The organism is Nakamurella alba (genome assembly GCF_009707545.1).
Taxonomy (GTDB): Bacteria; Actinomycetota; Actinomycetes; order Mycobacteriales; family Nakamurellaceae; genus Nakamurella; species Nakamurella alba.
In genome coordinates, this window is record NZ_WLYK01000001.1 from 1,243,111 (window position 1) to 1,265,530 (window position 22,420).

Annotated in this window: 21 protein-coding genes; 13 read left to right on the top strand and 8 right to left on the bottom strand. The window is 71.2% G+C overall.

Annotated features, from left to right (window positions below; genetic code table 11):
* Positions 1-5 precede the first annotated feature (5 nt).
* Positions 6-773, bottom strand: a complete 768-nt coding sequence (locus GIS00_RS05555; RefSeq protein ID WP_154767272.1) for an SDR family NAD(P)-dependent oxidoreductase — start codon at positions 771-773, stop codon at positions 6-8.
* Positions 774-1,017: 244 nt separating this feature from the next.
* Between GIS00_RS05555 and GIS00_RS05560 the strand changes: the two genes are divergently transcribed.
* The gene (locus GIS00_RS05560) at positions 1,018-2,214 is read left to right on the top strand and encodes a low temperature requirement protein A (RefSeq protein ID WP_154767273.1); all 1,197 of its coding nucleotides are present in this window, start codon (positions 1,018-1,020) and stop codon (positions 2,212-2,214) included.
* 14 nt (positions 2,215-2,228) lie between these two features.
* Positions 2,229-3,371 (top strand): FG-GAP repeat domain-containing protein, encoded by a 1,143-nt coding sequence (locus GIS00_RS05565; protein ID WP_154767274.1) that lies wholly within the window; start codon positions 2,229-2,231, stop codon positions 3,369-3,371.
* A 22-nt stretch (positions 3,372-3,393) separates the two neighbouring features.
* Here the strand turns inward: GIS00_RS05565 and GIS00_RS05570 are convergent, their stop codons facing one another.
* Positions 3,394-4,161 carry an SDR family NAD(P)-dependent oxidoreductase gene (locus GIS00_RS05570; RefSeq protein WP_154767275.1) on the bottom strand — a complete coding sequence of 256 codons (768 nt, stop codon included), beginning with the start codon at positions 4,159-4,161 and terminating at the stop codon, positions 3,394-3,396.
* Between the two features lie 65 nt (positions 4,162-4,226).
* Here GIS00_RS05570 and GIS00_RS05575 point away from each other — a divergent pair, with 65 nt between their 5' ends.
* The 9 genes from GIS00_RS05575 (at position 4,227) to GIS00_RS05615 (ending at position 11,803) form a co-directional block, all read left to right on the top strand.
* Positions 4,227-4,685, top strand: a complete 459-nt coding sequence (locus tag GIS00_RS05575; protein ID WP_154767276.1) for an FAS1-like dehydratase domain-containing protein — start codon at positions 4,227-4,229, stop codon at positions 4,683-4,685.
* Positions 4,682-5,104 (top strand): MaoC family dehydratase, encoded by a 423-nt coding sequence (locus GIS00_RS05580; RefSeq protein WP_154767277.1) that lies wholly within the window; start codon positions 4,682-4,684, stop codon positions 5,102-5,104. The genes GIS00_RS05575 and GIS00_RS05580 overlap by 4 nt, the downstream gene beginning before the upstream one ends.
* A gap of 177 nt (positions 5,105-5,281) precedes the next feature.
* A complete protein-coding gene (locus GIS00_RS05585; RefSeq protein ID WP_154767278.1) occupies positions 5,282-6,463 on the top strand; it encodes an ABC transporter substrate-binding protein in 1,182 nt (393 codons plus the stop codon).
* A gap of 64 nt (positions 6,464-6,527) precedes the next feature.
* Positions 6,528-7,418, top strand: coding sequence for a branched-chain amino acid ABC transporter permease (locus GIS00_RS05590; RefSeq protein ID WP_322097550.1), 891 nt, complete (start codon positions 6,528-6,530; stop codon positions 7,416-7,418).
* Positions 7,415-8,353, top strand: a complete 939-nt coding sequence (locus GIS00_RS05595; protein ID WP_322097551.1) for a branched-chain amino acid ABC transporter permease — start codon at positions 7,415-7,417, stop codon at positions 8,351-8,353. The genes GIS00_RS05590 and GIS00_RS05595 overlap by 4 nt, the downstream gene beginning before the upstream one ends.
* A complete protein-coding gene (locus GIS00_RS05600; RefSeq protein WP_154767279.1) occupies positions 8,350-9,120 on the top strand; it encodes an ABC transporter ATP-binding protein in 771 nt (256 codons plus the stop codon). Before GIS00_RS05595 ends, GIS00_RS05600 begins: the two co-directional genes overlap by 4 nt.
* Complete coding sequence (locus GIS00_RS05605; RefSeq protein ID WP_154767280.1) at positions 9,104-9,826, top strand: ABC transporter ATP-binding protein; 723 nt, start codon at positions 9,104-9,106, stop codon at positions 9,824-9,826. Before GIS00_RS05600 ends, GIS00_RS05605 begins: the two co-directional genes overlap by 17 nt.
* Positions 9,827-9,839: 13 nt before the next feature.
* Positions 9,840-10,919, top strand: coding sequence for an LLM class flavin-dependent oxidoreductase (locus GIS00_RS05610; protein WP_154767281.1), 1,080 nt, complete (start codon positions 9,840-9,842; stop codon positions 10,917-10,919).
* Positions 10,916-11,803 carry an alpha/beta fold hydrolase gene (locus GIS00_RS05615; protein ID WP_154767282.1) on the top strand — a complete coding sequence of 296 codons (888 nt, stop codon included), beginning with the start codon at positions 10,916-10,918 and terminating at the stop codon, positions 11,801-11,803. Before GIS00_RS05610 ends, GIS00_RS05615 begins: the two co-directional genes overlap by 4 nt.
* Here the strand turns inward: GIS00_RS05615 and GIS00_RS05620 are convergent.
* Positions 11,800-12,288: a VOC family protein gene (locus GIS00_RS05620; RefSeq protein WP_196073130.1), complete on the bottom strand. Its 489-nt coding sequence runs from the start codon at positions 12,286-12,288 to the stop codon at positions 11,800-11,802. The genes GIS00_RS05615 and GIS00_RS05620 overlap by 4 nt on opposite strands.
* Positions 12,289-12,351: 63 nt before the next feature.
* Here GIS00_RS05620 and GIS00_RS05625 point away from each other — a divergent pair, with 63 nt between their 5' ends.
* Positions 12,352-13,464 (top strand): LLM class flavin-dependent oxidoreductase, encoded by a 1,113-nt coding sequence (locus GIS00_RS05625; protein WP_154767284.1) that lies wholly within the window; start codon positions 12,352-12,354, stop codon positions 13,462-13,464.
* Between the two features lie 35 nt (positions 13,465-13,499).
* On the opposite strand, the gene GIS00_RS05630 is transcribed toward GIS00_RS05625, so the two are convergent.
* The 5 genes from GIS00_RS05630 to GIS00_RS05650 all read right to left on the bottom strand — a co-directional run bounded on the left by GIS00_RS05630 (position 13,500) and on the right by GIS00_RS05650 (position 20,744).
* A complete protein-coding gene (locus GIS00_RS05630; RefSeq protein WP_154767285.1) occupies positions 13,500-15,413 on the bottom strand; it encodes an oxidoreductase in 1,914 nt (637 codons plus the stop codon).
* Positions 15,414-15,421: 8 nt separating this feature from the next.
* A complete protein-coding gene (locus GIS00_RS05635) occupies positions 15,422-16,792 on the bottom strand; it encodes a phytoene desaturase family protein (RefSeq protein ID WP_154767286.1) in 1,371 nt (456 codons plus the stop codon).
* A 55-nt stretch (positions 16,793-16,847) separates the two neighbouring features.
* Positions 16,848-17,222, bottom strand: coding sequence for a nuclear transport factor 2 family protein (locus GIS00_RS26820; protein WP_196073131.1), 375 nt, complete (start codon positions 17,220-17,222; stop codon positions 16,848-16,850).
* Positions 17,219-18,892 carry a class I adenylate-forming enzyme family protein gene (locus GIS00_RS05645; RefSeq protein WP_154767288.1) on the bottom strand — a complete coding sequence of 558 codons (1,674 nt, stop codon included), beginning with the start codon at positions 18,890-18,892 and terminating at the stop codon, positions 17,219-17,221. Before GIS00_RS05645 ends, GIS00_RS26820 begins: the two co-directional genes overlap by 4 nt.
* 82 nt (positions 18,893-18,974) lie before the next feature.
* Positions 18,975-20,744 (bottom strand): acetyl/propionyl/methylcrotonyl-CoA carboxylase subunit alpha, encoded by a 1,770-nt coding sequence (locus tag GIS00_RS05650; protein ID WP_154767289.1) that lies wholly within the window; start codon positions 20,742-20,744, stop codon positions 18,975-18,977.
* A 104-nt stretch (positions 20,745-20,848) separates the two neighbouring features.
* Between GIS00_RS05650 and GIS00_RS05655 the strand changes: the two genes are divergently transcribed.
* A complete protein-coding gene (locus GIS00_RS05655) occupies positions 20,849-22,405 on the top strand; it encodes an acyl-CoA carboxylase subunit beta (protein ID WP_154767290.1) in 1,557 nt (518 codons plus the stop codon).
* Positions 22,406-22,420 lie beyond the last annotated feature (15 nt).

Genomic DNA, 22,420 nt, shown 5'->3' on the forward strand with positions numbered 1-22,420 from the left:
CTCCCTCAGACGATCGAGTAGCCGCCGTCGATGACGACGGACTCACCCACGATGTACTTGGACACGTCCGAGGCCAGGAAGGTGACCAGGCCGTCGAGGTCGGCGGGCTCGCCCATGCGGCCCGCGGGCACCAGCGAGTTCCAGTACTTGCCGAGATCCTCGTTGGTCTCCAGGAACTGCTTGGTCATGTCGGAGCGGAAGTAGCCGGGGGAGATGGCGTTGACCCGGATGCCCTTCCCGATCCATTCGACGGCGAGCGAACGGGTCAGGTGGTCGACACCGGCCTTGGACACGTTGTAGGAGGCCTGCCGCTGCGGGATGTTGACCACGATCGCCGACATCGACGAGATGTTGACGATCGCCCCCGAGCCCTCGGCGGCGAAGACGGCGCGGGCGAAGGCCTGGCTGGTCAGGAAGGTGCCGGTCAGGTTGACGTCGAGCACCTTGCGCCACTCGGCGGCGGACACGTCGACCGAGTCGCCCCAGATGGTGATGCCGGCGGCGTTGACCAGGATCGACGGGGTGCCGAGCTCGGCGACCACGGTGTCGGTGACGGACTTCAGGGAGTCCTCGGAGGTCACATCGGTGACGAGACCGATGCTGCGGACGCCCTTCTCGGCGGCCAGCGCGGTCGCGCTCTCCGACACCTGGGGCAGCAGGTCCAGCAGGGCGACGTCCACGCCCTGCGACGCCAGCGCCGTGGCCATCTGCAGGCCGAGCCCGCGGGCCCCACCGGTGACCATGGCGACCTTGCCCTTGAGGTCCTCGTACATGCCGTTCTCTTCCTTAGCTCGGCCGGGCCGGCGGGGGTCCGCCGGTGCTCTGGTGTGCGGTGCGCACGGGGTCGGGGCCTGCAACGGATTGCGTGGTCCGACCACAGCGAACCCTAGTGGTCCGACCACAGCGGCGGAAGTGTCGGGGTGCGGCCTCCGGGGCGCGGCGGGCCTCGGCGGTTAGGTTGGCCGGGACGGGTGATCAGGTGGGTGCCCACCGTGACGAGGAGCTGATGGGCGGACGATGAGCGATCACGCGACGGCACGGAGGTCCTGGTACCGGCCGATGAACGGGCGGCGCCCGGACGAGTCGCACCGGGTGTCCACCCCGCTGGAGCTGCTGTTCGACCTCTGCACGGTGGTCGCGGTGGCCCAGGCGGCGCTCGCGCTCGAGGGCCAGCTGCACCACGCGCATGTCTGGTACGGCATCGGGTCCTTCCTGATGGTCTTCTTCGCCATCTGGTGGGCGTGGATGAACTTCACCTGGTTCGCCTCCGCTTACGACACCGACGACGTGCCCTACCGGGTCGTCGTGCTGGTGCAGATCGCCGGGTCGCTGGTGCTCGCCGCAGGCGTGGGGAACGCGGTGGAGAACGGCGATTTCACCGTGATCACCTTCGGCTACCTGGTGATGCGGCTCGGCACGGTGGCCCAGTGGCTGCGCGCGGCGGCCGGCGACCCGGTGCACCGCTCGACGGCACTGAAGTACGCGGCCGGGATCACCGTGGTGCAAGCAGGCTGGATGCTGCGGTTGTTGCTGCCCGACTCGCTGGGCGTGGCCTCGTTCCTGGTGCTGGTGGCGCTGGACCTGGCCGTTCCGGCGTTCGCCGAACGGGGCAACACCACGCGCTACCACCCGCACCACATCGCCGAGCGGTACGGACTGCTGACGGTGATCGTGCTGGGGGAGGCCGTGCTGGCGGCGACCGTCGCCGTCCGCACGGGGATCGACGAGAGCGACTCGCCCGGCTCGTTCATCGGTCTCGGCGCCGCGGCGCTGGTCATCCTGTTCGCGCTCTGGTGGCTGTACTTCGACCAGGACACCGACACCCACCGGCTGGCCGGGCTCGGCAGCTCCCTGCTCTGGGGCTACGGCCACTACTTCGTCTACGCCGCCGGCGCGGCCGTCGGGGCGGGTCTGGCCCTCTCGGTGACCTACGACCTCGAGCACGCCGCGCCCGCGGCGGAGGGGGAGCACCTGCTCACCTCCGCCATCGCGGCCGGCGCGGTGACCGTGCCGATCGCCGTCTACCTGCTGTCGCTGGCCGCGCTACGGCTCGGCGCGCTGCAGGACCGGCGGGTCCGGATCGTCGTCCCGGTCGCCGCCGTGATCGTCCTCGCCTGCACCTTCACCGGTGCACCGGTCCATCTCGCCGCCGGCGTCCTGCTGCTCACCGTGGTGGCGGAGGTCGCACTCACCCGTACCCGAGTCCCGTCCTGAATCCGGAGTCCCGCATGACATCTCGCCTTCGCCGCCCGATCCGCGCAGTCGTCGCCGCGTCCGTGTCGCTGGTCGCCGCACTGCTGCCACCGATTGCGGCGGCCGCGACACCGGCGCCGGCACAGGCGGCGGCGGGGTACTTCACCGAGGTCCCCGCCACCCAGGTCAACGGCTCCGGGTACGTGCCGATCATCGGCGACTTCGGTGGCGGACCGACCGACGACATCCTCTGGTACGCCTACGCCGGCGGCACCAGCCACCTGTGGCGCTCGCTCGGCAACGGTGCGTTCACCTCGACGTCGATCCCGATCGCCGGTGCCGGGTACGGCATCTCGGTCGGCGACTTCGTCGGCGACGGCCGGGACGAGATCATCTGGACCCCGCCGAAGAAGGGCGCGGCGGCGTCGATGTGGCGGTTCGACATCGCCGGCCGGACCTACGCCACCACCCGTGTCGACACCACCGGCTGGACCAGCACGCCGCGTCCGATCACCGGGAACCGGGCCGGGATCAAGACCGACCTGTTCCTCGACGGCGGATCGGCCGGCACCAGCCGCATCCTGAGCTACACCTGGCCGGCCGGTGGAGCGCTGACCGTGGCGAGCCGGACCGTGACCCGCCCGGCCGGGCTCTCGCCGACGGCCGGTGACTTCGACGGCAACGGCCGCGCCGACATCCTCTGGACCGGGCCCGGCACCGGCGATCTCATCTGGTTGGGCATCCCCACCTCCACCGGCTCCACCCGGTTCCGCGCCGACCCGGCGCCGATCATCGGCAACTACGTGGCGATCGCCGGGGATCTCGACGACGGCGCGGCCGACGACGTCCTGTTCCTCGGCAGCGGGACCACCGCCAACGTCTGGACCTTCGCCACCGACGGCAGCCACACCTCCCGCAAGGCCCGGCAGCCCGACGCCTTCATCGAGGGCGTGCTGCACACCACCGGCAGCGACGTCCTGCTCACCCGCGACGACGCCGGCGCCGTCGGGCTGTGGCGGTTCAACGGCGGGTCGACCGTGGTGCCGACGGGCAACGCCGCCAAGCCGTCGCCGTACCGCGCCGCGATCGGCGCCTTCACCGGCAACGGCACGGTGTCGTCGGTGCTGTGGTGGGCGCCGGGCAGCACCCCCGAGCGGATGTTCCTCGGGCGCAGCTGATCTCAGACCGGCGCACCCACCGTCACATCAGGATCTCGCCGCCGTCGACGACGAGGCCGGAGCCGGTGACGAAGGAGGCGTCGGTGGAGAGCAGGAAGAGGATGGCGGCGGCGAGCTCCTCGGGCTCGGCGACCCGGCCCTGCATGTTCCGGTCGGCGGACATCGCGGCGCCGGCGGCGTAGTCGCCGTTGCCACGCGCCGTGTACAGCGGGGTGGTCATTCCGCTGCGGGTGCGGCCGGGGATCACCACGTTGACCCGGATGTCCGGCGCCAGGTCCAGGGCGATCTGCTGGGTGAAGCCGATGACGGCGGCCTTGGCGGCGCCGTAGGCGAAGTTGCCCGGCTGTGCGGTGAGCGCCGCGATCGAGGCCACGTTCACCACCGCCCCGGAGCCGGACGCCCGCAGCGCCGGGGCCGCGGCCTGGGTCACCAGGAAGGCCCCGCCCGCGTGCACATCCATGGTGCGGCGCCAGGTGTCGTAGCCGTAGGTGTCGAAGTCGCCGAAGTCGACGTGCCCGGCGGCGTTCAGCACGCCGTCGATCCGGCCCAGCTGCGCCACGGCCGCGTCGACGGCGGCACGCACCGAGTCCTGGTCGGAGACGTCCGCGGCGAGGCCGATCGCGCCCGGCAGCTCCGCGGCCGCGGCGTCGGCACGGGCCTGGTCCAGGTCGACCACCGCGACCCGGCCGCCCTCGGCGGTCCAACGGGTCGCCGCGGCCTGCGCGATACCGGAGGCGGCTCCGGTGGCGAACAGCACGCGGTCGGTGAACCTGCCGGGAAAGATGTTCATGGGACTCCGCTCTCGGATCGTGGGGCGACGGTGCCAATCTGCCGATCGGTTGGTAGCTTAACCCCATGATCGGGATCGACGAGCTGCGGGCCGAACTGCTCGCCACCGAGCTGCCGGACGGCGAGTTCCGGATCGAGGGCTACGAGTCGTGGCTGTTCACCGACTGCACGGCTGCCACTCCGGACGTGCGGTCCGCGCTGGCCCCCGGCACGGCGCATCCGATGCTGATGTTCGTCGCCGGGATGCGCGGGGTCGGCTACACCGTCGAGGGGCTGTTCGCCCTCGCCCATTGCGCCATGGAGGACGGTCCGATGATCGCCGGCACGGACGTGCGACAGCTCCGGGGGCTGCGGGTGGGGGAGACGGTGACCGTGTCCAGCCGGATCACCGCGGTGGACCGGAAGTCCGGCCGCAGCGGCACCTTCGACCTGCTCACCGTCGAGCACGGCATCACCGCCGCCGACGGCGAACCGGTCGGCACCCTCGTCGACACCCTGATGTGCCCGCGCGGCGGTGCCCGGTGATCGACGGAGAGGTCGCGGTCGGCACCCGGCTGCCGGAGTGGCGCCCCGGCCTGGTCTCCGCGGAGCGGATGAAGACGATGGCCGCACTGCTGCGCGACCCCAACCCGATCCACTTCGACCCGGAGGTCTGCCGGGAGCTGGGGATCGGCGACCGGGTGGTCAACCAGGGCCCGCTCAATCTCTCCTACGTCCACAACCTGCTGCTCGCCTGGACCGGTGACGCCGCCGCCGTCCGGCGACTGACGGTGCGCTTCGCCGGCCGGGTGCTGGCCGGCGATGTGCTGGTCGCCACCGGCGTCGTCACCCGGATCGCGGCCGAGGGCGACCTGCGGGTCGCCGGGTGTGCCGTCGAGCTCCGCAGTGAGGACACCGGTGCGGTGCTGGTGACCGGCACGGCCGAGGTCCTGCTGCCCGGCTGAGCCCCGCCGGATCACCTGCCGGCCGTCCCGGGTTTCCCTGCGCCCCCTTGCCCGGTGTGGTCTGCGTCGCTACAGTGAACCACCAAACAACCGGTAGATAAGTGTTGTTGGTCAACAGTCTGGTCAGAGCCGACCTCAGGAGGAACAGTGATCGGATCGCCCGCTTCCCGACAGCACATGCGTTGGGGTGCAGTGGTCATCGCAGCAATGGTGGGCCTCACGGCCTGCGGGACCGGGAGCTCGGCCGAGTCGGGCGGTGGCGCCTCCGCAGCTCCGGCGACGGGCCTGCCCTCGGTGGTCAAGGTCGTCGCCACCACACCGTCCACCGGGGTCATCGCCTACGCGGGCGTCGCCGCCAACCAGGGCTTCGAGATGGCGGTCAAGGAGATCAACGAGCAGAAGTTCCTCGGTGACACCACGATCGACCTCACCCTGCAGGACACCCAGGCCAAGTCGCAGATCGCGGCCACCTTCGTCTCCCAGGCCGTGGCGAACAAGGAGATCTCGGCGATCTTCGGCGCGCCGGAGGGCTCCTCGGCGCAGGCCCAGGCGCCGGTCGCGCAGCAGGGCAAGATCCCGATCATCTTCACCCAGGCCGGTGTGCCGGGCGTCGTCATCGGTGACTACACCCACCGGATGAACCCGCTGATGGGCAGCTACTACCAGGCGATCGGCAAGTACCTCAAGGACAGCGGCTGGAAGTCGATCGGCATCATCTACACCGCCGCGTCCGCCAGCATCGTCGAGGTCGGCGAGAACGTGCTGCCCAAGCTGGCAGCCGATGCCGGGATGACCGTCACCGGTTCGGTGACCACCCAGGCCACCACCCAGGACTTCAGTGCCCCGATCTCGCAGATCCTCGGCGGGAACCCGGACGGCGTCGCCATCCTGCTCACCGGCGCGCAGAACGCGACCGCGATGACCCAGCTCCGCCAGGCCGGCTACACCGGCGAGGTGGTCGGCAACCCGGCGGCCACCGACACCCTGGCCCCCGCCGGTGAGGCCGGCGCCGGAATGGTGTGGCCGATCGAGTACAACTGGGCCGAGAAGAGCGAGGCCAACCAGAAGTTCGTCAAGGACTTCGACGCCGCGTACGGCCGGTCGAACCCGCTGCACAACTCGGCCGAGGCCTACGACGCCATGTGGATGTTCGCGAAGGCGCTCAAGGCCGCGAACAGTGCCGATCGGCAGGCGATCGAGAACGCCATCCTGGAGCTGGAGAAGACCCCGTGGTCCGGTGTGCTCGGTTCCGACATCCCTTGGGTCGACCACTCGCTGGAGATCCCCGGGCTGGTCGTGAAGTGGAACGGGACCTCGGACGAGATCCTCTACACGGCCGCGGAGGCCGCGGGCAAGTGACCCGACAGCCGTTGCCGCACCGCCACTCCGACCACACCACCACCGGCGAAGGAGGGAACCGACCGTGCTCACCGATCTGATCAGTGCCCTCACCCTCGGCTCCGTCTACCTGCTGTTCGCGCTGGGCCTGAGCCTGGCGTGGGGCACCATCGGCATCCTGAACTTCGCGCACGGCGCGATCTTCATGTTCTCCGCGTTCACCGGCTACCTGCTGGTCAGCCATGTTGCGCTGCCGATGATCGTGCTGGTGCTGATCGGAGTGGCGGTCGGCGCGGTGATGTCCGTCGGTGTGCACGTGATCGCCTACGAGCAGATCATCAAGCGCGCCAAGGACATGCAGGCCGCCGAGATGCAGATCCTGATCGGCGGCATCGGCATCGCCAGCATCCCGCTGGCCCTGGCCCAGCGGGAGACGGAGAGCAACCCGTTCGGCTTCACCGGGACCACCCACCAGGTCAAGCTGTTCGTGCTCGGCGACGTCCGGATCACCGACGTGCAGATCATCATCCTGCTCACCGCCCTGGTGCTGGGCACCGGCGTGGCCCTGTGGCTGCGCCGGGCCCGGGCAGGCCTGGCCCTGCGCGGGATCGGCGTCGACGCCGAGGTGGCCGGGATGATGGGGATCGACCGCCGCCGGTTCGCGATCCTGACCATGGCCGTCGCCGGCGGCATGGCCGGGCTGGCCGCGGTGCTCTTCACCTTCAACCTCGGCGCGATGATCCCGGAGAGCGGCGACACCCTGATGATCAAGGCCTTCGCCGTGATCATCCTGGGCGGTGTCGGCAGCACGCTCGGCGTGGTGGTCGGCGCCTACTTCCTCGCGTTCGCCGAGACCGGCATCCTGACCTACACCGGTGGCACCTGGGTGGACGCGGTGTCCTTCGGACTCATCCTGGTCGTGCTGCTGCTGCGGCCCAACGGCCTGTTCGGCCGGAAGGTGGTGCGGCGCACGTGATCCAGTGGTTCGACGCCAATATCATCCTGATCCAGACCACCGCGGTCTCCATCGTGCTGGCGCTGAGCGTGCAGTTCCCGATGCGCTGCGGGGTGTTCTCCTTCGGCGGCATCGGGGCGTTCGGCCTCGGTGCCTATACCGGCGCGCTGCTGATCATCCACCAGGACGTGTCGCCGTTCCTGGCGGTGGCCGCCGCGACCCTGGTCGGCGCGGTGGTGAGCCTGGCCCTCGGGGTGCTGGTGCAACGATTGCGGGGCCTCTACCTGGCGATGTCGACCGTCGCCTTCTGTCTCATCATCACCGTGCTGGCCACCAACGGCGGCACGCTCACCGGCGGCGCCAACGGCCTGTTCGGCGTGATCACCACCTTCGGTGTGGTCGAGATGTGGTCGCTGGTGGTGGTTGTCGTCGCGCTGGTCGCCGCGACCGAGCACGGCAAGCTGGCCCGGCGGATCGCCGTGGTCCGCGACGACCCGGAGCTGGCCTCCTCGATCGGCATCAGCAACGGCTTCTACCGGCTGCTGGCCTTCGGCGTGAGCGGCGCCCTCGGCGGCTGCGCCGGCACGCTGAGCGTGCTGGTCCGCACCACCGTCAGTCCGGCCGAGATCGGTTTCCCGCTGGTGGTCCTCGCCCTGACGATGATCATCGTCGGTGGCGCCCGCTCCTGGAAGGGGGCGGTGATCGGAGCGGTGATCTTCACCTGGCTGCCGGAGATCCTCACCTTCGTCGGCGAGTGGCAGGCGGTCATCTACGGTTTCGTCGTGGCGATCGCGGTCATCTGGTTCCCGCGCGGCATCTACGGCCTGTTCGTGGACGCGGCCCTGCGCCGCGGGCAGCGGCGCCGGGCGGCGACGACCGCACCCGCAGCCCTGGCGGACGCCGCCGGCGACGCCGCGGTACCCCAGCTCGTCCCGGACCAGGCAGGTGAGAAATGAGTGCCACCACCGAGGCGCCGCAGCGCACCGACGTGGTGCTGCGCGGCACCGACGTCGCCGTGCACTTCGGCGGCGTGAAGGCGGTCGACGGGCTGTCCTTCGCGCTCGAGACCGGCCGCATCTTCGGCATCCTCGGCCCGAACGGGTCCGGCAAGAGCACGCTGTTGGCGGCCATCACCCGGCTGATCCCGCTGACCCGCGGCCGGCTGGAGATCGACGGCCAGGACCTCGGAGCGCTCAAACCGGCGAAGCTGGCCGGACTGGGTGTCGCCCGGACCTTCCAGACCGTGCGGCTGCAGCAGGAACTCACCGTGCGGGAGAACATCCAGCTCGGTGCCGACAGTCGGTCGACCCGCGCGGGCAGCGTACGCACGGGCGTGGACGAGGCGATCGCGCGGACCGGTCTGCAGGGTCTGGAGGAGCACCTGCCGGGTGAGCTGTCCTACGGCACCCAGCGGCGCGTGGAGATCGCCCGGGCACTGGCGATGTCGCCGCGGCTGCTGCTGCTCGACGAGCCGACCGCCGGGATGAACAAGACCGAGCGGGCCGAGATCTCCACACTGCTGCGGGAACTCCGCGCGGAGGGACTGACACAGCTGCTGGTGGAGCACGACGTGCAGATGATGGTGGAGACCTGCGACCACATCCTGGCGATGAACTTCGGCAAGCTGATCGCCGAGGGCACGCCCGGTCAGGTGGTCCGCAACGAGGCCGTCCAGGACGCGTATCTGGGCCGGAAGTGGCGGGACAATGCTGGAGATCGCTGAACTGTCGGTCTGCTACGGCCGGGTCGAGGCCGTGCGCGGGGTGAGCATGACCGTCACCCCGGGCCGGGTCACCCTGGTGCTCGGCGCGAACGGGGCGGGCAAGACGACGACCCTGCGTTCGGTGGCCGGGCTGCACCCGCCGGCCGGTGGCCGGGTGGTGCTGGAGGGTCAGGAGATCCAGACCCGGCCGGTGCACAAGGTGGCCCAGGCCGGTCTGGTGCTGGTCCCGGAGGGCCGCCGGGTGTTCGGCTCGCTCTCGGTCGAGGAGAACCTGCAGCTCGGCGCCTTCACCGCGCCGAAGAGCGAGGTGGCCGGCGGACTCGAGCGGGTGTACTCGATGTTCCCGATCCTGCGCGAGCGGCGCAACGGCCCGGCCGGCCTGCTGTCCGGCGGCGAGCAGCAGATGCTCGCCTTCGGCCGGGCCTTCATCTCGAAGCCGAAGTACATGCTGCTGGACGAGCCGTCGATGGGGCTGGCCCCGACCATGGTCGAGACGGTGCTGAGCAGCGTCCGGGTGTTCGCCGACGAGGGCATCGGTGTGCTGATGGTCGAGCAGAACGCGGAGGCCGGCCTCGAGGTGGCCGACGACGTGGTGGCGATGACCCGTGGCGAGGTGAGCTTCAGCGGGTCGGTGGACACCGCGCGGGACAACTCCGCGGTGCTGCTGGCGTTCCTCGGCGAGGGCGCGCTCACCGAGCACTCGTGAGCCGGTTCCCGACATGAGACTCGGTTTCCTGGTCGACACCGACGACCGGATCGCCTACGGTGCCAGGGGTTCCGCGCAGGACGCGGTGCTCGCGATGGAGGGGATGATCGCCGAGGCGGTCGCCGCCGAGCAGGCCGGCTTCCACACCCTGGCCGTCCCGGACCGGCACGGCATCGCGGACTGCGCCTTCCCCGGGCCGGAACAGCTGCTCACCGTGCTCGCCAGGGAGACCGAGCGGGTGGCCATCGGGTCGTTCACCCTGGTGTCGACGCTGACCCATCCGCTCAAGGTCGCCGAACAGCTGGCGGTGGTCGACCAGCTGTCGCGGGGTCGGCTGTTCGTCACCGCCTCGCGTGGCTTCCTGCCGTCCTTCTGGGACCAGTTCGGCGCGCCGCAGGACCACCTGCTGGGCCGGTACACCGAGGCGCTCGCGCTGTGGCGGGCGGCGATGCCGGGGGAGCGGTTCGACTTCCACGGCCGCTACTGGGACACCACGAACGGACTGCTGGCCCCACCGCCGTACCAGCCCGGTGGCTGGCCGATCTGGGGCGGCGGCAACGTCTCCCCGGCGGCGATCGCCCGGGCCGCGGACCTCGGCGATGCGTGGACGTGCGACAACGGGCCGCTGGACCTGGCCACCTGGAACCGGCACGTCGGTGTCTACCGGGAGCGGGCGGAGGCCCTGGGCAAACGGCCGTACGTGGTGCTGCTGCGGGACGCCTGGGTCGCCGATACGAACGAACAGGCCATGGCCGAGTTCGGCGGGCACCTGCTCAAGGAGGTGCGCTTCTACCTGCGGAAGGGCACCTACGCGCACCACCCGGGTTTCACCGAGCCGGACGACGCCACCGTCGAGAACCTCTTCGACCATGTTGTTGTCGGCGATCCGCAGCGGTGCCGGGACCAGATCGAGCGCTTCCGCACCGAGTTCGGGGTGGACCAGGTGATCCTGCGGCCGCGGTTCCCCGGGGGTCCGGACCGGACCAGGGTGCTGGAGCAGATCGCCCGCCTGGGCGCAGAGGTGGTGCGCCCGGTGCAGGAGCGGTTCCCGGCCCCCGACCACCCGGCGGTGCCGATCGGTGCCCGCTGGTGAGCCCCACAGGTTCGGGGACGTCGCTGATCACCGAGCCGGACCGGCAGCACACGACGACGGTGGCCGGTGCCCGGGTGCGGTGGATGTCCTGGGGCGAGACGTCCCTGCCGCCGGTCGTGTTCGTGCACGGCGGCGCGGCGCACGCCTGGTGGTGGAGCTGGACCGTGCCGCAGCTGGCCGACCGGTTCCACGTGATCGCCCTCGACCTGACCGGGCACGGCGACTCGGACCACCGGCCGGACTACACGTTCCACCTCTGGGCGCAGGAGGTGCTGACGGTGGCCGCGGTCGCCGGAGGCGGGCGGCCACCGGTGCTGGTCGGCCACTCCATGGGCGGTCTGGTCACCGCACTGGCCGCCGCGGTGGCCGACGTCCCGCTCGACGGTCTGGTGGTGATCGAGAGCCCGCTGGGCCCCGTCGCACAGTCCGCCACCCGCGATTCCGACGCGCTGCTGGCCCGCGAGAAGCGGTATCCCAGCGTGGAAGTCGCGGTGTCCCGGTTCCGGCCGGTGCCGCCGCAGGAGGACAACCTGGACTGGGCGGTGCGGTTCATCGCCGAGCGCAGTGTGCGGGACCGCGGCGACGGCTGGGGCTGGAAGTACGACCAGCGGATGTTCTCCCACCACCCGGCGGACCGGCCGGACGAACTGCTGGCCACCCTGGCACTGGTCCGGTGCCGGCTCGCGGTGATCAACGCCGGCCGGTCGGCCGTGGTCGACGACGACGCGCACCGCCGGTTCCTGGCCGCGGCGGTCGACCGCCAGGCCGACCACGGTCCGATGACCGTGCGCCGGATCGAGGACGGCGGGCACCATCTCATGTTCGACCGGCCGGCCGAGCTGCTCGCCGAGATCGAGCGCGTGCTCGAGGCCTGGCGGGCCTAACGGACCACGGTCCGCTGACCGTCCCAGTGCACCCGCCCGGCCAGCACGTCCTCGAGGGTCTCGGTGCCGCGCGGGCGGTTCCAGTCGTGCACGGTCTCGGCGAGCTGGATCAGCGTGCCGAACCCGCTGCGCGGCCGGATGTAGACCTCCCGCCACTCCGGGTCGGTGAGGTTCGGGTCGACGACCTCGTAGCCCAGCCCGGTGAGCTCGGCGGCTGCCTGCTCGACATCCGGCACCAGCAGCGTCATGTGGTGGAAGCCCTCGCCGAACCGGTCGAGGAAGTGGTGCAGGTGGCATTCCGGCGTCACCGGGGTGAGCAGCTCCAGCCGCCGGCCGCCCAGCATCAGCTGGATGGTGCGCATCCCGCGGTCGTCGTCGTCGGCGCCGTGCACGAACTCACCGCCCAGCACGTCGATGTACAGCCGGACCGCGTCCGGCAGGGACCGTACGACGATGCCGACGTGGTCGAAGGACAGGATCTTCATGTTGGCTCCCGGTGCTGGTGCTCCGCTGGTCATTCTCTACCTATTGGTTGGTAGAATACCGACATGGATTTCCAGGTCGGTCTCCCGGGTCAGATCATGCCGCCGGCGGACGCCGCCGTGAAGTACGCGAAGAAGGCCGAGGCCGACGGGTACGACGCCGTCTGGTGGCCGTGCCACCTCATGGGCTGGCACCCGGAGTCGGTGTGGACCGAGGACCTGACCCCGCTGGCGGCGACGCAGCCGAATCCGAACACCTGGCTCGACCCGCTGACCATGATGGCCGCCGTCGGCGCGCAGCTGGAGCGCGCCCGGGTGGGTGTGGTGGTCACCGATCTCATCCGGCGGCACCCGGCACAGCTGGCCAACCAGCTGCTGACGCTCGACCACGTCACGCGTGGCAAGGCGATCCTCGGCCTCGGGTCGGGAGAGCAGCTCAACATCGGCCCGTACGGGCTGCCGTGGGACAAGCCGGTGGCCCGACTGTCCGAGGGGCTGGACGTGCTCCGGCTGTTGATGGAGAACGACGGCCCGGTGAACTACGAGGGGAAGTTCCACCGGCTGCGCAATGCCGTGGTCGGCCTCCGCCCCTACGGCGACCGGATGCCGGAGATCTGGACCGCGGCACACGGCCCCCGGATGCTGCAGCTGACCGGTCGCAAGGCCGACGGCTGGTTGCCCACCAAGATCACCACCGACGAGTACCGCACGCACCTGGCGACGATCCGGGCCGCGGCGAAGGACGCCGGCCGGGACGTGGAGCACTTCACCCCGGGCATGCTCGGCTACTTCCTGGTCGCTCCGGACGAGGCCACCCTGCAGCGGCTCACCGAGCATCCGTTGGTCCGCGCGCTGTGCATCCTGCTGCCCGGAGAGGTGTTCCGGAACCTCGGCTACGAGCCGCCGCTGGAGGGGGCCGGGTCCGGCTTCCACGACTTCATCCCGACCGAGTGGGGGCGGGAGAAGATGCTCGCCGCGATCGACCGCATCCCGCCGGAGGTGGTGCGGCACTACGCCTTCTGCGGCACGCCCGAGCAGATCGTCGAGCAGATCCAGGGGTACAAGGCGGCCGGCCTGCGGCACCTGATCATGTGGAACATCACCGCGTTCGGTGATCCGTCGCTGGCCGGCTACAGCTTCCGCGCCTCCAATCAGATCCGGGCGGCCCTGCAGTCCTGAGACCACAGGGCCGCCCGGGCCCCGCACCGGCGGTGTCAGACCTGCAGGCCCGCGTCGGCACCGGCGTTGATCGCGGAGACGAAGTCGGCCGGACGGTGGGCGTCGCCCAGCACCAGCACCTCGCGGGCATCGCCGGTCAGGGCGTCGGCGAGCAGGTTCCCACCCGGCCGCCAGCCGATGGCCAGCGCCACCAGGTCCGCCGGCACGGCGTGCAGCACCCCGTCGGCGTCCTCGTAGTGCACCGCATCGGCCTCGATCGCGACCACCTTGGACGAGGTCAGCACCCGCACCCCGGAGGCCCGCAGGGCTTTGAGCAGGTACCGGCGGGTGATCGCCTCGATGCCCTGCCCGATGGTCGGCCGCATCTCGATGATCGTGGCGGTGCCACCGCGCTCGACGACCGACTCGGCCGTCTCGCAGCCGGTGGCGCTGCCGCCGACGACCACGACGCTGCTGCCCGCCGGGATCGGCACCTGCTCGCGCAGCACCAGCTGGGCGTCGTGCACGTGGGCCGCCGAGATGCCCGGGATGGGCGGCACCACCGGGTCGGCCCCGGTCGCGACGATCACCACGTCCGGGTCCTGCTGCTGCACCACCGCGGCGTCCACCGGGGCGTCCAGGTGCACGTCGACGCCGAGCCGGTGCATCTGCGCCGCCTGGAAGTCCCGGAACCGCAACACCTCCCGCTTGCTGGGGGCGGTGCCGGCCACGTCGAGCTTGCCGCCGAGCAGGCCGGAGCGTTCGAAGAGCGATACCCGGTGGCCACGCAGCCGGGCGATCCGGGCGGCCTCCATCCCGGACGGCCCGCTGCCGACGACCATCACCCGGCGCGGGGCCGGGGTGGGCAGCATGGTCCAGGTGCGTTCCCGCCCGGCCTCGGGGTTGACCGAGCACCGGGCCCGCTCGCCGCGGCCGACCAGGTCGACACAGGCGTTGCAGGCGATGCACGGGCGCAGGTCGTCCAGCCGTCCGGTGCGGACCTTCTCCGGCCAGTCCGGCTCGGCGATGAGAGTGCGCCCCAGCAGGACGATGTCGGCGGCACCCTCGGTCACGGCACGGGCGGCGAGCTCCGGGTCGTCGAGCCGGCCGACGGTGATCACCGGGATGTCCACCGCGGCCCGCACCTGGGCCGCGTACGGGACCATGTAGCCGCGGTCCATGAACATCGGGGCCAGGGTGTACTGCAGGCTCTGCCAGGTGCCGGCCGACACGCTGATCGCCGACACCCCGTCGCTCTCCAGCCAGCGGCTGACCTGGACGGCGTCCTCGATGCCGGAGCCGCCGGGCAGCTCGTCGGCGCCGTTGATCCGCCAGACCAGCGGCACCCCGGGCCCCACCCGGGCGGTGATGGCGCGGGCGATCTCCCGGCTGAACCGGGCCCGGCCGGCGAGATCGCCGCCGTAGCCGTCGGTCCGCACGTTCGCGGTGGGCGAGAGGAAGTTCGACGGCAGGTAGCCGTGCGCACCGTGCACCTCGACGAAGGTGAAGCCGGCCCGCACCGCCCGCTCCGCCGCATCGGCGAAATCACTGATGATCACCGCGATCTCGTCCTCGGTGAGAGCGTGCGGCACCGGGGCGTGCGAGTTCAGCGGGACCGCCGACGGCGCCACCACCGGTCCGTGCACCACCTGCCGGCCGGGGTGCATCAGCTGCACCCCGACGGTGACGTCGTACGGTGCCAGCGCCGCCAGCAGCCGGACGAAGCCGTCGAGGTAGCGGTCGTCGGACAGCCGGGGTTCCGGCCCGACGGTGTCGGCGGACACCAGACAGCCCTCGACCGCGATGCTGCCGACGCCGCCCTGCGCGCGGCGCACGTAGTAGGCGATGGTGTCGTCGGTGATGTACCCGTCCTCGTCCAGGCAGGTGCCCATCGGCGCCATCACCAGCCGGTTGCGCAGGGTGAGCGGGCCGAGCCGGACGGGTTCGAAAAGTACGGCGGTGTCGGTCATCCCGCGGCTCAGTAGTGCACGGTGTCGGCGTAGGCCGGCAGCCGGCGACCCAGCACCGCCTCGGCGGTGGTGATGCCGGAGCGGGCGGCCTTGTCGATGCCGATGCCGCGGGCCCGGGTGGTGTCGCCGGTCAGCCACAGCCCCTCGAGGCCGCGGACCAAGGCGTCCGGCCGGGACGCGCCGACGGTACCGGGCTTGCAGATGACGCCGTAGTTGGTGACGGTGTGCGGCTTCTTCCATAGCAGCGCGTTCTTCGCGGCGGGCATCATCTCCTCGATGTCGGCCCACAGCTCGGCGTACTTGCGGTCCAGCCAGGCCCGGTCGCCGTAGCTCTCGGTGGCGTCGAAGGAGGCACCGACGCAGGTGAGGTACTCGCCCTCGGGGGAGACCGACGGGTCGTAGCCGGTGAAGTTCAGCGTGAACCCGGGCAGCCCGCAGCGCGGGGTCGACATGAACGACGCCATCTCCCGCTCGGTCATCCCGATCACCGGCTCCTTGGCGGCGATCCAGTAGCCGATCCAGCAGGCCCGGTTCTTGTTCTCCGCGAGGAAGTTGATCCGCGCCTCCAGGTCCCAGGGCAGCACGCCGGGCTCGAACATCTTCGGCAGGTTCCAGACGGGGACGCTGTTGACCACGTGGTCGGCCGGGATGAACTCCCCCCGGGAGTGGCCCTTCTCGGGCTTCAGCAGCACCCCGCGCACCTGCCGGTTCTCCACGACGACCTTGTCGACCTTGGCGCCGAGCCGGATCTGCCCGCCGAGACCGGAGTAGGCGGCGACCATCTCGTCCCAGACCTTGTTCCAGCCGCCCATCGGCCAGAACGAGTACCCGGCCGTGCGCTTGAGGCTGTAGTGCAGCTTGCGGGCGTACAGGTTCTCCGAGGCGGAGTGCTCCCAGTGCTTGGTGGTGATCTGCTCGAGCACCGAGATCGCCTCCCACACCAGGAAGGCGCCCTCCTCGTCGGTGTACCGGGACATCCACTCGCGCAGCGAGAGGTGGTCCAGGTTGTCGATCTCCGAGTACTCCATCTCCATGAGCGCGTTGATGCAGCGCTTGAGACCGGCCTTGCCCTCGGTGCCGTAGTAGTCCTGGATGTGCTGCCAGCGGCCGTTGTCCCAGAACGGCATCGAGTCGCTGCGCTCGCTGTGCACCAGCTTCACGCCGATCTCCTGGCACACCGCGGTCAGGCTGTCGCCCGGGTCCTCGACGAGGTGCGAGCCCAGGCCGATCTGGTGGCCCTTGTACTCGTACTCCATGGCGCGGCCGCCGAGGAAGGTGTTCTTCTCCAGGATGGTCACGTTCATGCCCTGGCCGGCCAGGATGGCGGCGGTGACGAGGCCGGAGGTGCCGGCGCCGATCACGATGACGTCGTTGGACAAGGTGCAGCTGCCTTTCGGGAGTCTGTCGGGGTCGGTGCTGGTGCAGCTTCGGGGCTCAGGCGCGGGCGGCCTTGACCTGCTTGATGACGGCGTGCGAGTCGTACCAGGTGGACAGCCGGCTGATCCGGCCGTCGACCAGGTCGAAGACGTCGACGGCGGTGAAGAGGATCGGCGTGCCGCCGTGCAGCTTGCCGACGAAATCAATCTCCACCACGAGGGTGTCGCCGTCGCCGATCACCCGGGTCGGGGTGTCGACGTGCTCGGCGTACCCGGACAGCACCCGCGGGAAGTACTCCAGTACCGCGTCCCGGCCGTCGACCACGCCCACGCCGACCGCGGTGAGCACGCCGTCGGCATTCCAGAGATCGGCCATCAGCGACCAGTTCTCGGTGTTGACCGACTCGAAGTAGCGGTCCAGCAGATCACTCACGGGGTGTCCTTCCGGGATCGGATGCGCGGGGCCTCGGTGATGCCGGCGGCCGCCAGCTCGTCGGCGATCACCTGCCGCAGCACCACCTTCTTGATCTTGGTGCCGGACATCGGCCAGTCGTCGACGAACCGCACGTACCGCGGGATCCGGTAGGTGGCCAGCTCGCCGATGCAGAAGTCGATCAGCTGCTGCTCGTCCAGCGTCGTGCCCGGCACCAGCTGGACGAAGGCGGCCGGCACCTCGGTGTAGTAGGCGTCGGGGGCGGAGACCACCTGGGCGAACAGCACCGCCGGGTGGGTGACCAGGTAGTTCTCCACCTCGGCGGCGGACACGTTCTCCCCGCCGACCTTGAGCATGTCCTTGAGCCGGGTCAGGAAGGTGAGCCGCCCGTCGGTGTCGCGCGAGCACACGTCGCCGGTGTGGAACCAGCCCTCGTCGTCGAACACCGCCGCCGTCACCTCCGGATCGCGGAAGTAGCCGTCGAACAGGCTCTCGCCCTTGACCAGCAGCTCGCCCGGGGTGTTGTCGGGCAGGTCGGCGCCGGTCTCCGGATCGACGATCCGGGCCTGCATGCCGGTCATCGGGTGCCCGCCGGTGGTCATCCGCGACTCGAACGGGTCGTCGGTGCGGCCGACCGCCACGAAGGCGCAGGCCTCGGTCATACCGACGGTCGACAGCTGGGTGACGTGCGGCAGCCGCGCCGCCATCTGGCGCAGCCGCTCCGGCACCCCGGTGACCACCACGACGCGCAACCGGGACAGGTCACGGCCGGGCAGGTCGGGGCGGTCCAGGGTGGGCAGCCAGATCGTCTCGAACCCCGGGATGGCGACCGAGACCTGCTCCCGCTCCAGCTGTTCCGGCGTGCGGGCGGCGTCGAAGTGCCCGCAGTGCACGTACCGGCACCCGGCCCGGAACGCGGTCAGGGCATAGGTGATCGCGCCGGCGTGGAACAGCGGGATCGACGTCCAGAGGCTGTCCTGCGGGGTGAGTGAGAACCGGTCGTGCACGATCGCATCGGCCATCCGGCAGATCGCCTGGTGGCTGATCAGTGCGCCCTTGGGCATCGAGGTGGTGCCGGAGGTGTAGACCAGCAGCGCGGTGTCGGTCAGGCCGACAGCCGCTGCGGCCTCATCGATGCCGGCCTCACCGACGGCGGCGCCGGCGGCGGCGAAAGCCGCCCGGTCCAGGGTGTCCGGGCCGGCGTCCCCGTCGAGGCAGACCACGGTGCGGAGCTCCGGGGTGAGCGACCGGTCCGGGAAGGTCTCCCGGACGAGCGCCGCGAAGTCCGGCGCGCCGGGCTGCGGATCCCCGGTGCCGTTGCCGGTGACCAGCACGCACATGCCGGAGTGGGTGACCACCTGGCGCAGCTCGCGGCTCTTGAACCGGGTGTTCACCGGGGTGGCCACCGCGCCGAGGGTGACGGCGGCGAAGATCAGCGCGAGCTGGTCGAGGTCGTTCGGCAGCAGGGTGCCGACCCGGTCACCGTGCCGCACCCCGAGCCCGTGCAGGCTGCGGGCGTGCCGTCGCACCAGGTCGGCGAACTCTGCGGCGGTCGCCCGCTCCGTCGGGAAGGCGATCGCGGTGGCCGCCGGGTCGGTCCGCGCGTAGTGGTCGAGCGCATCGCCCATGGTCACCATGGCCGACGGCCGGTGCACGGAACCTGTGGTCAACGGGTACTCCTGGAGAGGGCGGACAGCAGTGTCGCCGCGAGGACACGCGAGGCTGAATCTACCATACAGTCGTTTGGTGACATCATCCCGCGAGCACGGCGATGCGCTGACCGGTGGCCACCGTCTGGCCGACGGTCACCAGGATCTCGGCGACCGTGCCGGACCGCCCGGCGGTCACCGGCATCTCCATCTTCATCGCCTCCAGCACCGCGAGCACGGCGCCCTGCTCGACCTCGTCGCCGGCGGCCACGTCGACCCGGATGACGGTGGCGTCCATCGGGGCCAGCGGCTCCTTGCCGCCACCCGCCGAGGTCCCGCCGCCGGCCTTGCGGCCGCTGCCGGACCGTGCCGTGGTGTCCGTGCCCGCCCGGCCGGCGGCGCCCCAGACGGTCAGGGTGAGCGGTCCGCGGTCGGTCTCGATGACCACGTCGCGGCGTACCGGACCGGCAGGTGCCGGTGTCACCGGGGCCGCCGGGCCGGCCGGCGCCGCGGCGGGAGGCGGGAAGCCGGCGGGATCCCAGCGTTCACCCACGGTGTCGGTCGAGTAGTTCATGTCCCGATGATCCGGCAGCGCGAGCAGTGCGGCCAGGTAGGGGGCGGTGGTGGCGACCCCCTCGACGACCAGGTCGCCCAGCGCCAGCCGCAGCCGGTCGGCCGCCTCGGCCCGGGTCGGGCCCCAGGCCATCACCTTGCCGATCATCGAGTCGTAGTACGGGTGCACCGTGCTGCCGGTGACCACGCCGAAGTCGGTCCGCACCCAGGGGGCCACCGGCAGCACGCAGCGCTCGATCAGGCCGGTGCGCGGCAGGAAGCCGGCCCACGGGTCCTCGGCCGAGATGCGGGCCTGGATCGCGTGTCCGGTGACCCGGACGTCCGCCTGGGCGTACCGCAGCGGCTCGCCGGCCCCGATCCGGAGCTGCTCGTGCACCAGGTCGATGCCGGTCACCAGCTCGGTGACCCCGTGCTCCACCTGGAGTCGGGTGTTCATCTCGAGGAAGAAGAACTCCTCCGTGCCGGGGGAGTAGAGGAACTCGACGGTGCCCGCCCCCCGGTAGCCGACGGCCGTGGCCAGCGCCACCGAGGCGTCCCGGATGCCGTTCCGCACCGCGTCCGGCAGGTCGGGCGCCGGCGCCTCCTCCATCAGCTTCTGGTGCCGGCGCTGCACGGTGCAGTCCCGGTCGCCGACGGCGATCACCGTGCCGTGCGCGTCGCCCAGCACCTGCACCTCCAGGTGGCGGGCGTCCGGCAGGTACCGCTCGACGAAGACCTCGGGCCGGCCGAACGCGCCGGTGGCCTCGCGCGCTGCGCTGGCGGCCGCCTCGACGAGCCGGTCCGGGTCGGTGACCACCCGCATCCCGCGACCGCCGCCGCCGAAGGCCGCCTTGACCACCACCGGGAAGCCGATCCGGTCGGCCACGTCCGGGATGTCGGCCGGATCCACCGCGCCGTCGGAGCCCGGCAGCATCGGCACGCCGGCCGCCGCAGCGGCCGCGCGGGCCGTCGTCTTGTCGCCCATCACCCGGATCGCCTCCGGGGTGGGGCCGACGAACACCAGGCCGGCGTCGGCGCAGCCCTGGGCGAAGTCGGCGTTCTCGCTGAGGAACCCGTAGCCGGGATGGACCGCGTCCGCGCCCTGGGCCACCGCCGCCGCGATCACCGCCGCCGCGTCCAGGTAGGACTCCGCCGCCGTCGGGCCGCCGATGCAGACCGCACTGTCCGCCGCGAGCACGTGCGGCGAGAGTGCCTCTGCCGCACTGTGCACCGCCACCGTGGAGATGCCGAGCTCGCGGCAGGCCCGCATCACCCGGACCGCGATCTCGCCTCGGTTGGCCACCAGCAGTCTCGTGAACATCAGGCTCCCGTCGAGCTTCTTACCAATCGGTCGTATGGTAGATTAGCAGCAGCGTAGGCTGCCGCTCTGCGTGGTGTCCAGCGAGAGAACGGACCTGAACCGTCGTGACCGATCCCCTGACCATGGCCGGCCGTATCGAGCAGTTGCGGGCGGTCAAGGCGAAGTCCCTCGAGATGGGTGGTCCCGTTGCGCTGCAACGGCATCGGGATGCCGGGCGGATCCCGGTCCGGGAGCGCGTGGCGCTGGTCGTCGACGAGGGCAGCTGGCTCGAGATCGGCGCCCTGGGTCTGCCGGAGCGGCGGACCGAGAAGAACATCCCGGGTGATGCGGTGGTCACCGGCTTCGGCACGGTGGACGCCCGCCCGGTCGGGTTGATCGGCATCGACGCCACCGCGGTCGCCGGGACCACGGCGCCGACCAGCATGCGCAAGCAGGGGCGGCTGATCGAGATGTGCCAGCGCCAGGGCGTGCCCATCGTGCTGCTCTGCGACGCCGACGGCGGCCGGATCCCGGACGTCATGGGCTGGCGGTTCAGCGGGCTGCCGCTGGACTTCCAGACCTTCCTCAAGCCCAGGCCCGGCCAGCCGCTGGTGCCCCGGGTGGCGGCCGTGCTGGGGCCGTCCTACGGCGACTCGGCGCTGCACGCCTCTACCGCGCACTTCGTGGTGATGACCGCCTCCTCCTCGCTGGCCCTGTCCGGGCCCTCGGTGATCGAGGCGGCCATCGGTGAGAGCGTGTCGGACACCGAGCTGGCCGGCCCGGCCGAGGCCCAGGAGTCGGGCAACGCGCACATGGCGGTGGCGACGGAACACGATGCCTTCGCGGCGATGTCGGCGTTCCTGTCGTACCTGCCGTCGAACTCGCGACTGCCGGCGCCGGTGGCGCCCGCGCTGCCGTCCGCGGTGGACCCGGCGGAGCTGGAGCGGATCGTGCCGTTCGGCACCCGGTCCGCCTACGACATGAACGACGCGATCACCGCGATCGTCGACGAGGACAGCTACCTGCCGTGGGGTGCCGGGTGGGGGGCCAGCCTGCTCACCGGGCTGGCCCGGATCGAGGGACACCCGGTCGGCGTCATCGCCAACCAGCCGCTGGTGCGGGCCGGTGCGCTGGACCCGGCGGCGCTGCGCAAGGGTCACGACTTCGTCGACCTGTGTGACACCTTCAACCTGCCGCTGGTCTTCCTGCACGACGTGCCCGGTCTGCTCATCGGCACCCAGGCCGAGCGGGACGGCATCCTGCGCGGGTACGAGGCGCTGGTGTCCCGGATCGCCCTGGCCCAGGTGCCCAAGGTCGGCGTGGTGCTGCGGAAGGCCTACGGCGGCGGTCATTTCGCGATGGGCGGGCGACCGACACATCCCGACTTCCTGTTCGCATGGCCGACCGCCGAGATGGGCTTCATGGCACCGGAGACCGGCGTGCGCACCGTCTTCCGCCGCCGGCTGGAGAAGGTCCGGGCCGAGCAGGGCCAGGCCGAGCACGACCGGCTGGTCGCCGAGCTGACCGAGGAGTGGCGCGCCGAGTCCGAGCCCTGGGAGGCGGCGGCGCACCTGTCCTTCGACGACATCATCGAGCCCGCCGAGACCCGCCGGGTGATCGCCCGCAGCCTCACCATCGCCTGGGGTTCGCATCCCACCCGAGTGACCGGAGACCACCTGTGAACGAAGTGAAACAGA

What these genes read in the sequence shown, in the direction of transcription:
- GIS00_RS05555 (WP_154767272.1), bottom strand. Translation starts at nt 773, where the DNA reads ATGTACGAGGACCTCAAGGGCAAGGTCGCCATGGTCACCGGTGGGGCC.
- GIS00_RS05560 (WP_154767273.1), top strand. Translation starts at nt 1,018, where the DNA reads ATGAGCGATCACGCGACGGCACGGAGGTCCTGGTACCGGCCGATGAAC.
- GIS00_RS05565 (WP_154767274.1), top strand. Translation starts at nt 2,229, where the DNA reads ATGACATCTCGCCTTCGCCGCCCGATCCGCGCAGTCGTCGCCGCGTCC.
- GIS00_RS05570 (WP_154767275.1), bottom strand. Translation starts at nt 4,161, where the DNA reads ATGAACATCTTTCCCGGCAGGTTCACCGACCGCGTGCTGTTCGCCACC.
- GIS00_RS05575 (WP_154767276.1), top strand. Translation starts at nt 4,227, where the DNA reads ATGATCGGGATCGACGAGCTGCGGGCCGAACTGCTCGCCACCGAGCTG.
- GIS00_RS05585 (WP_154767278.1), top strand. Translation starts at nt 5,282, where the DNA reads ATGCGTTGGGGTGCAGTGGTCATCGCAGCAATGGTGGGCCTCACGGCC.
- GIS00_RS05600 (WP_154767279.1), top strand. Translation starts at nt 8,350, where the DNA reads ATGAGTGCCACCACCGAGGCGCCGCAGCGCACCGACGTGGTGCTGCGC.
- GIS00_RS05605 (WP_154767280.1), top strand. Translation starts at nt 9,104, where the DNA reads ATGCTGGAGATCGCTGAACTGTCGGTCTGCTACGGCCGGGTCGAGGCC.
- GIS00_RS05610 (WP_154767281.1), top strand. Translation starts at nt 9,840, where the DNA reads ATGAGACTCGGTTTCCTGGTCGACACCGACGACCGGATCGCCTACGGT.
- GIS00_RS05620 (WP_196073130.1), bottom strand. Translation starts at nt 12,288, where the DNA reads ATGAAGATCCTGTCCTTCGACCACGTCGGCATCGTCGTACGGTCCCTG.
- GIS00_RS05625 (WP_154767284.1), top strand. Translation starts at nt 12,352, where the DNA reads ATGGATTTCCAGGTCGGTCTCCCGGGTCAGATCATGCCGCCGGCGGAC.
- GIS00_RS05630 (WP_154767285.1), bottom strand. Translation starts at nt 15,413, where the DNA reads ATGACCGACACCGCCGTACTTTTCGAACCCGTCCGGCTCGGCCCGCTC.
- GIS00_RS05650 (WP_154767289.1), bottom strand. Translation starts at nt 20,744, where the DNA reads ATGTTCACGAGACTGCTGGTGGCCAACCGAGGCGAGATCGCGGTCCGG.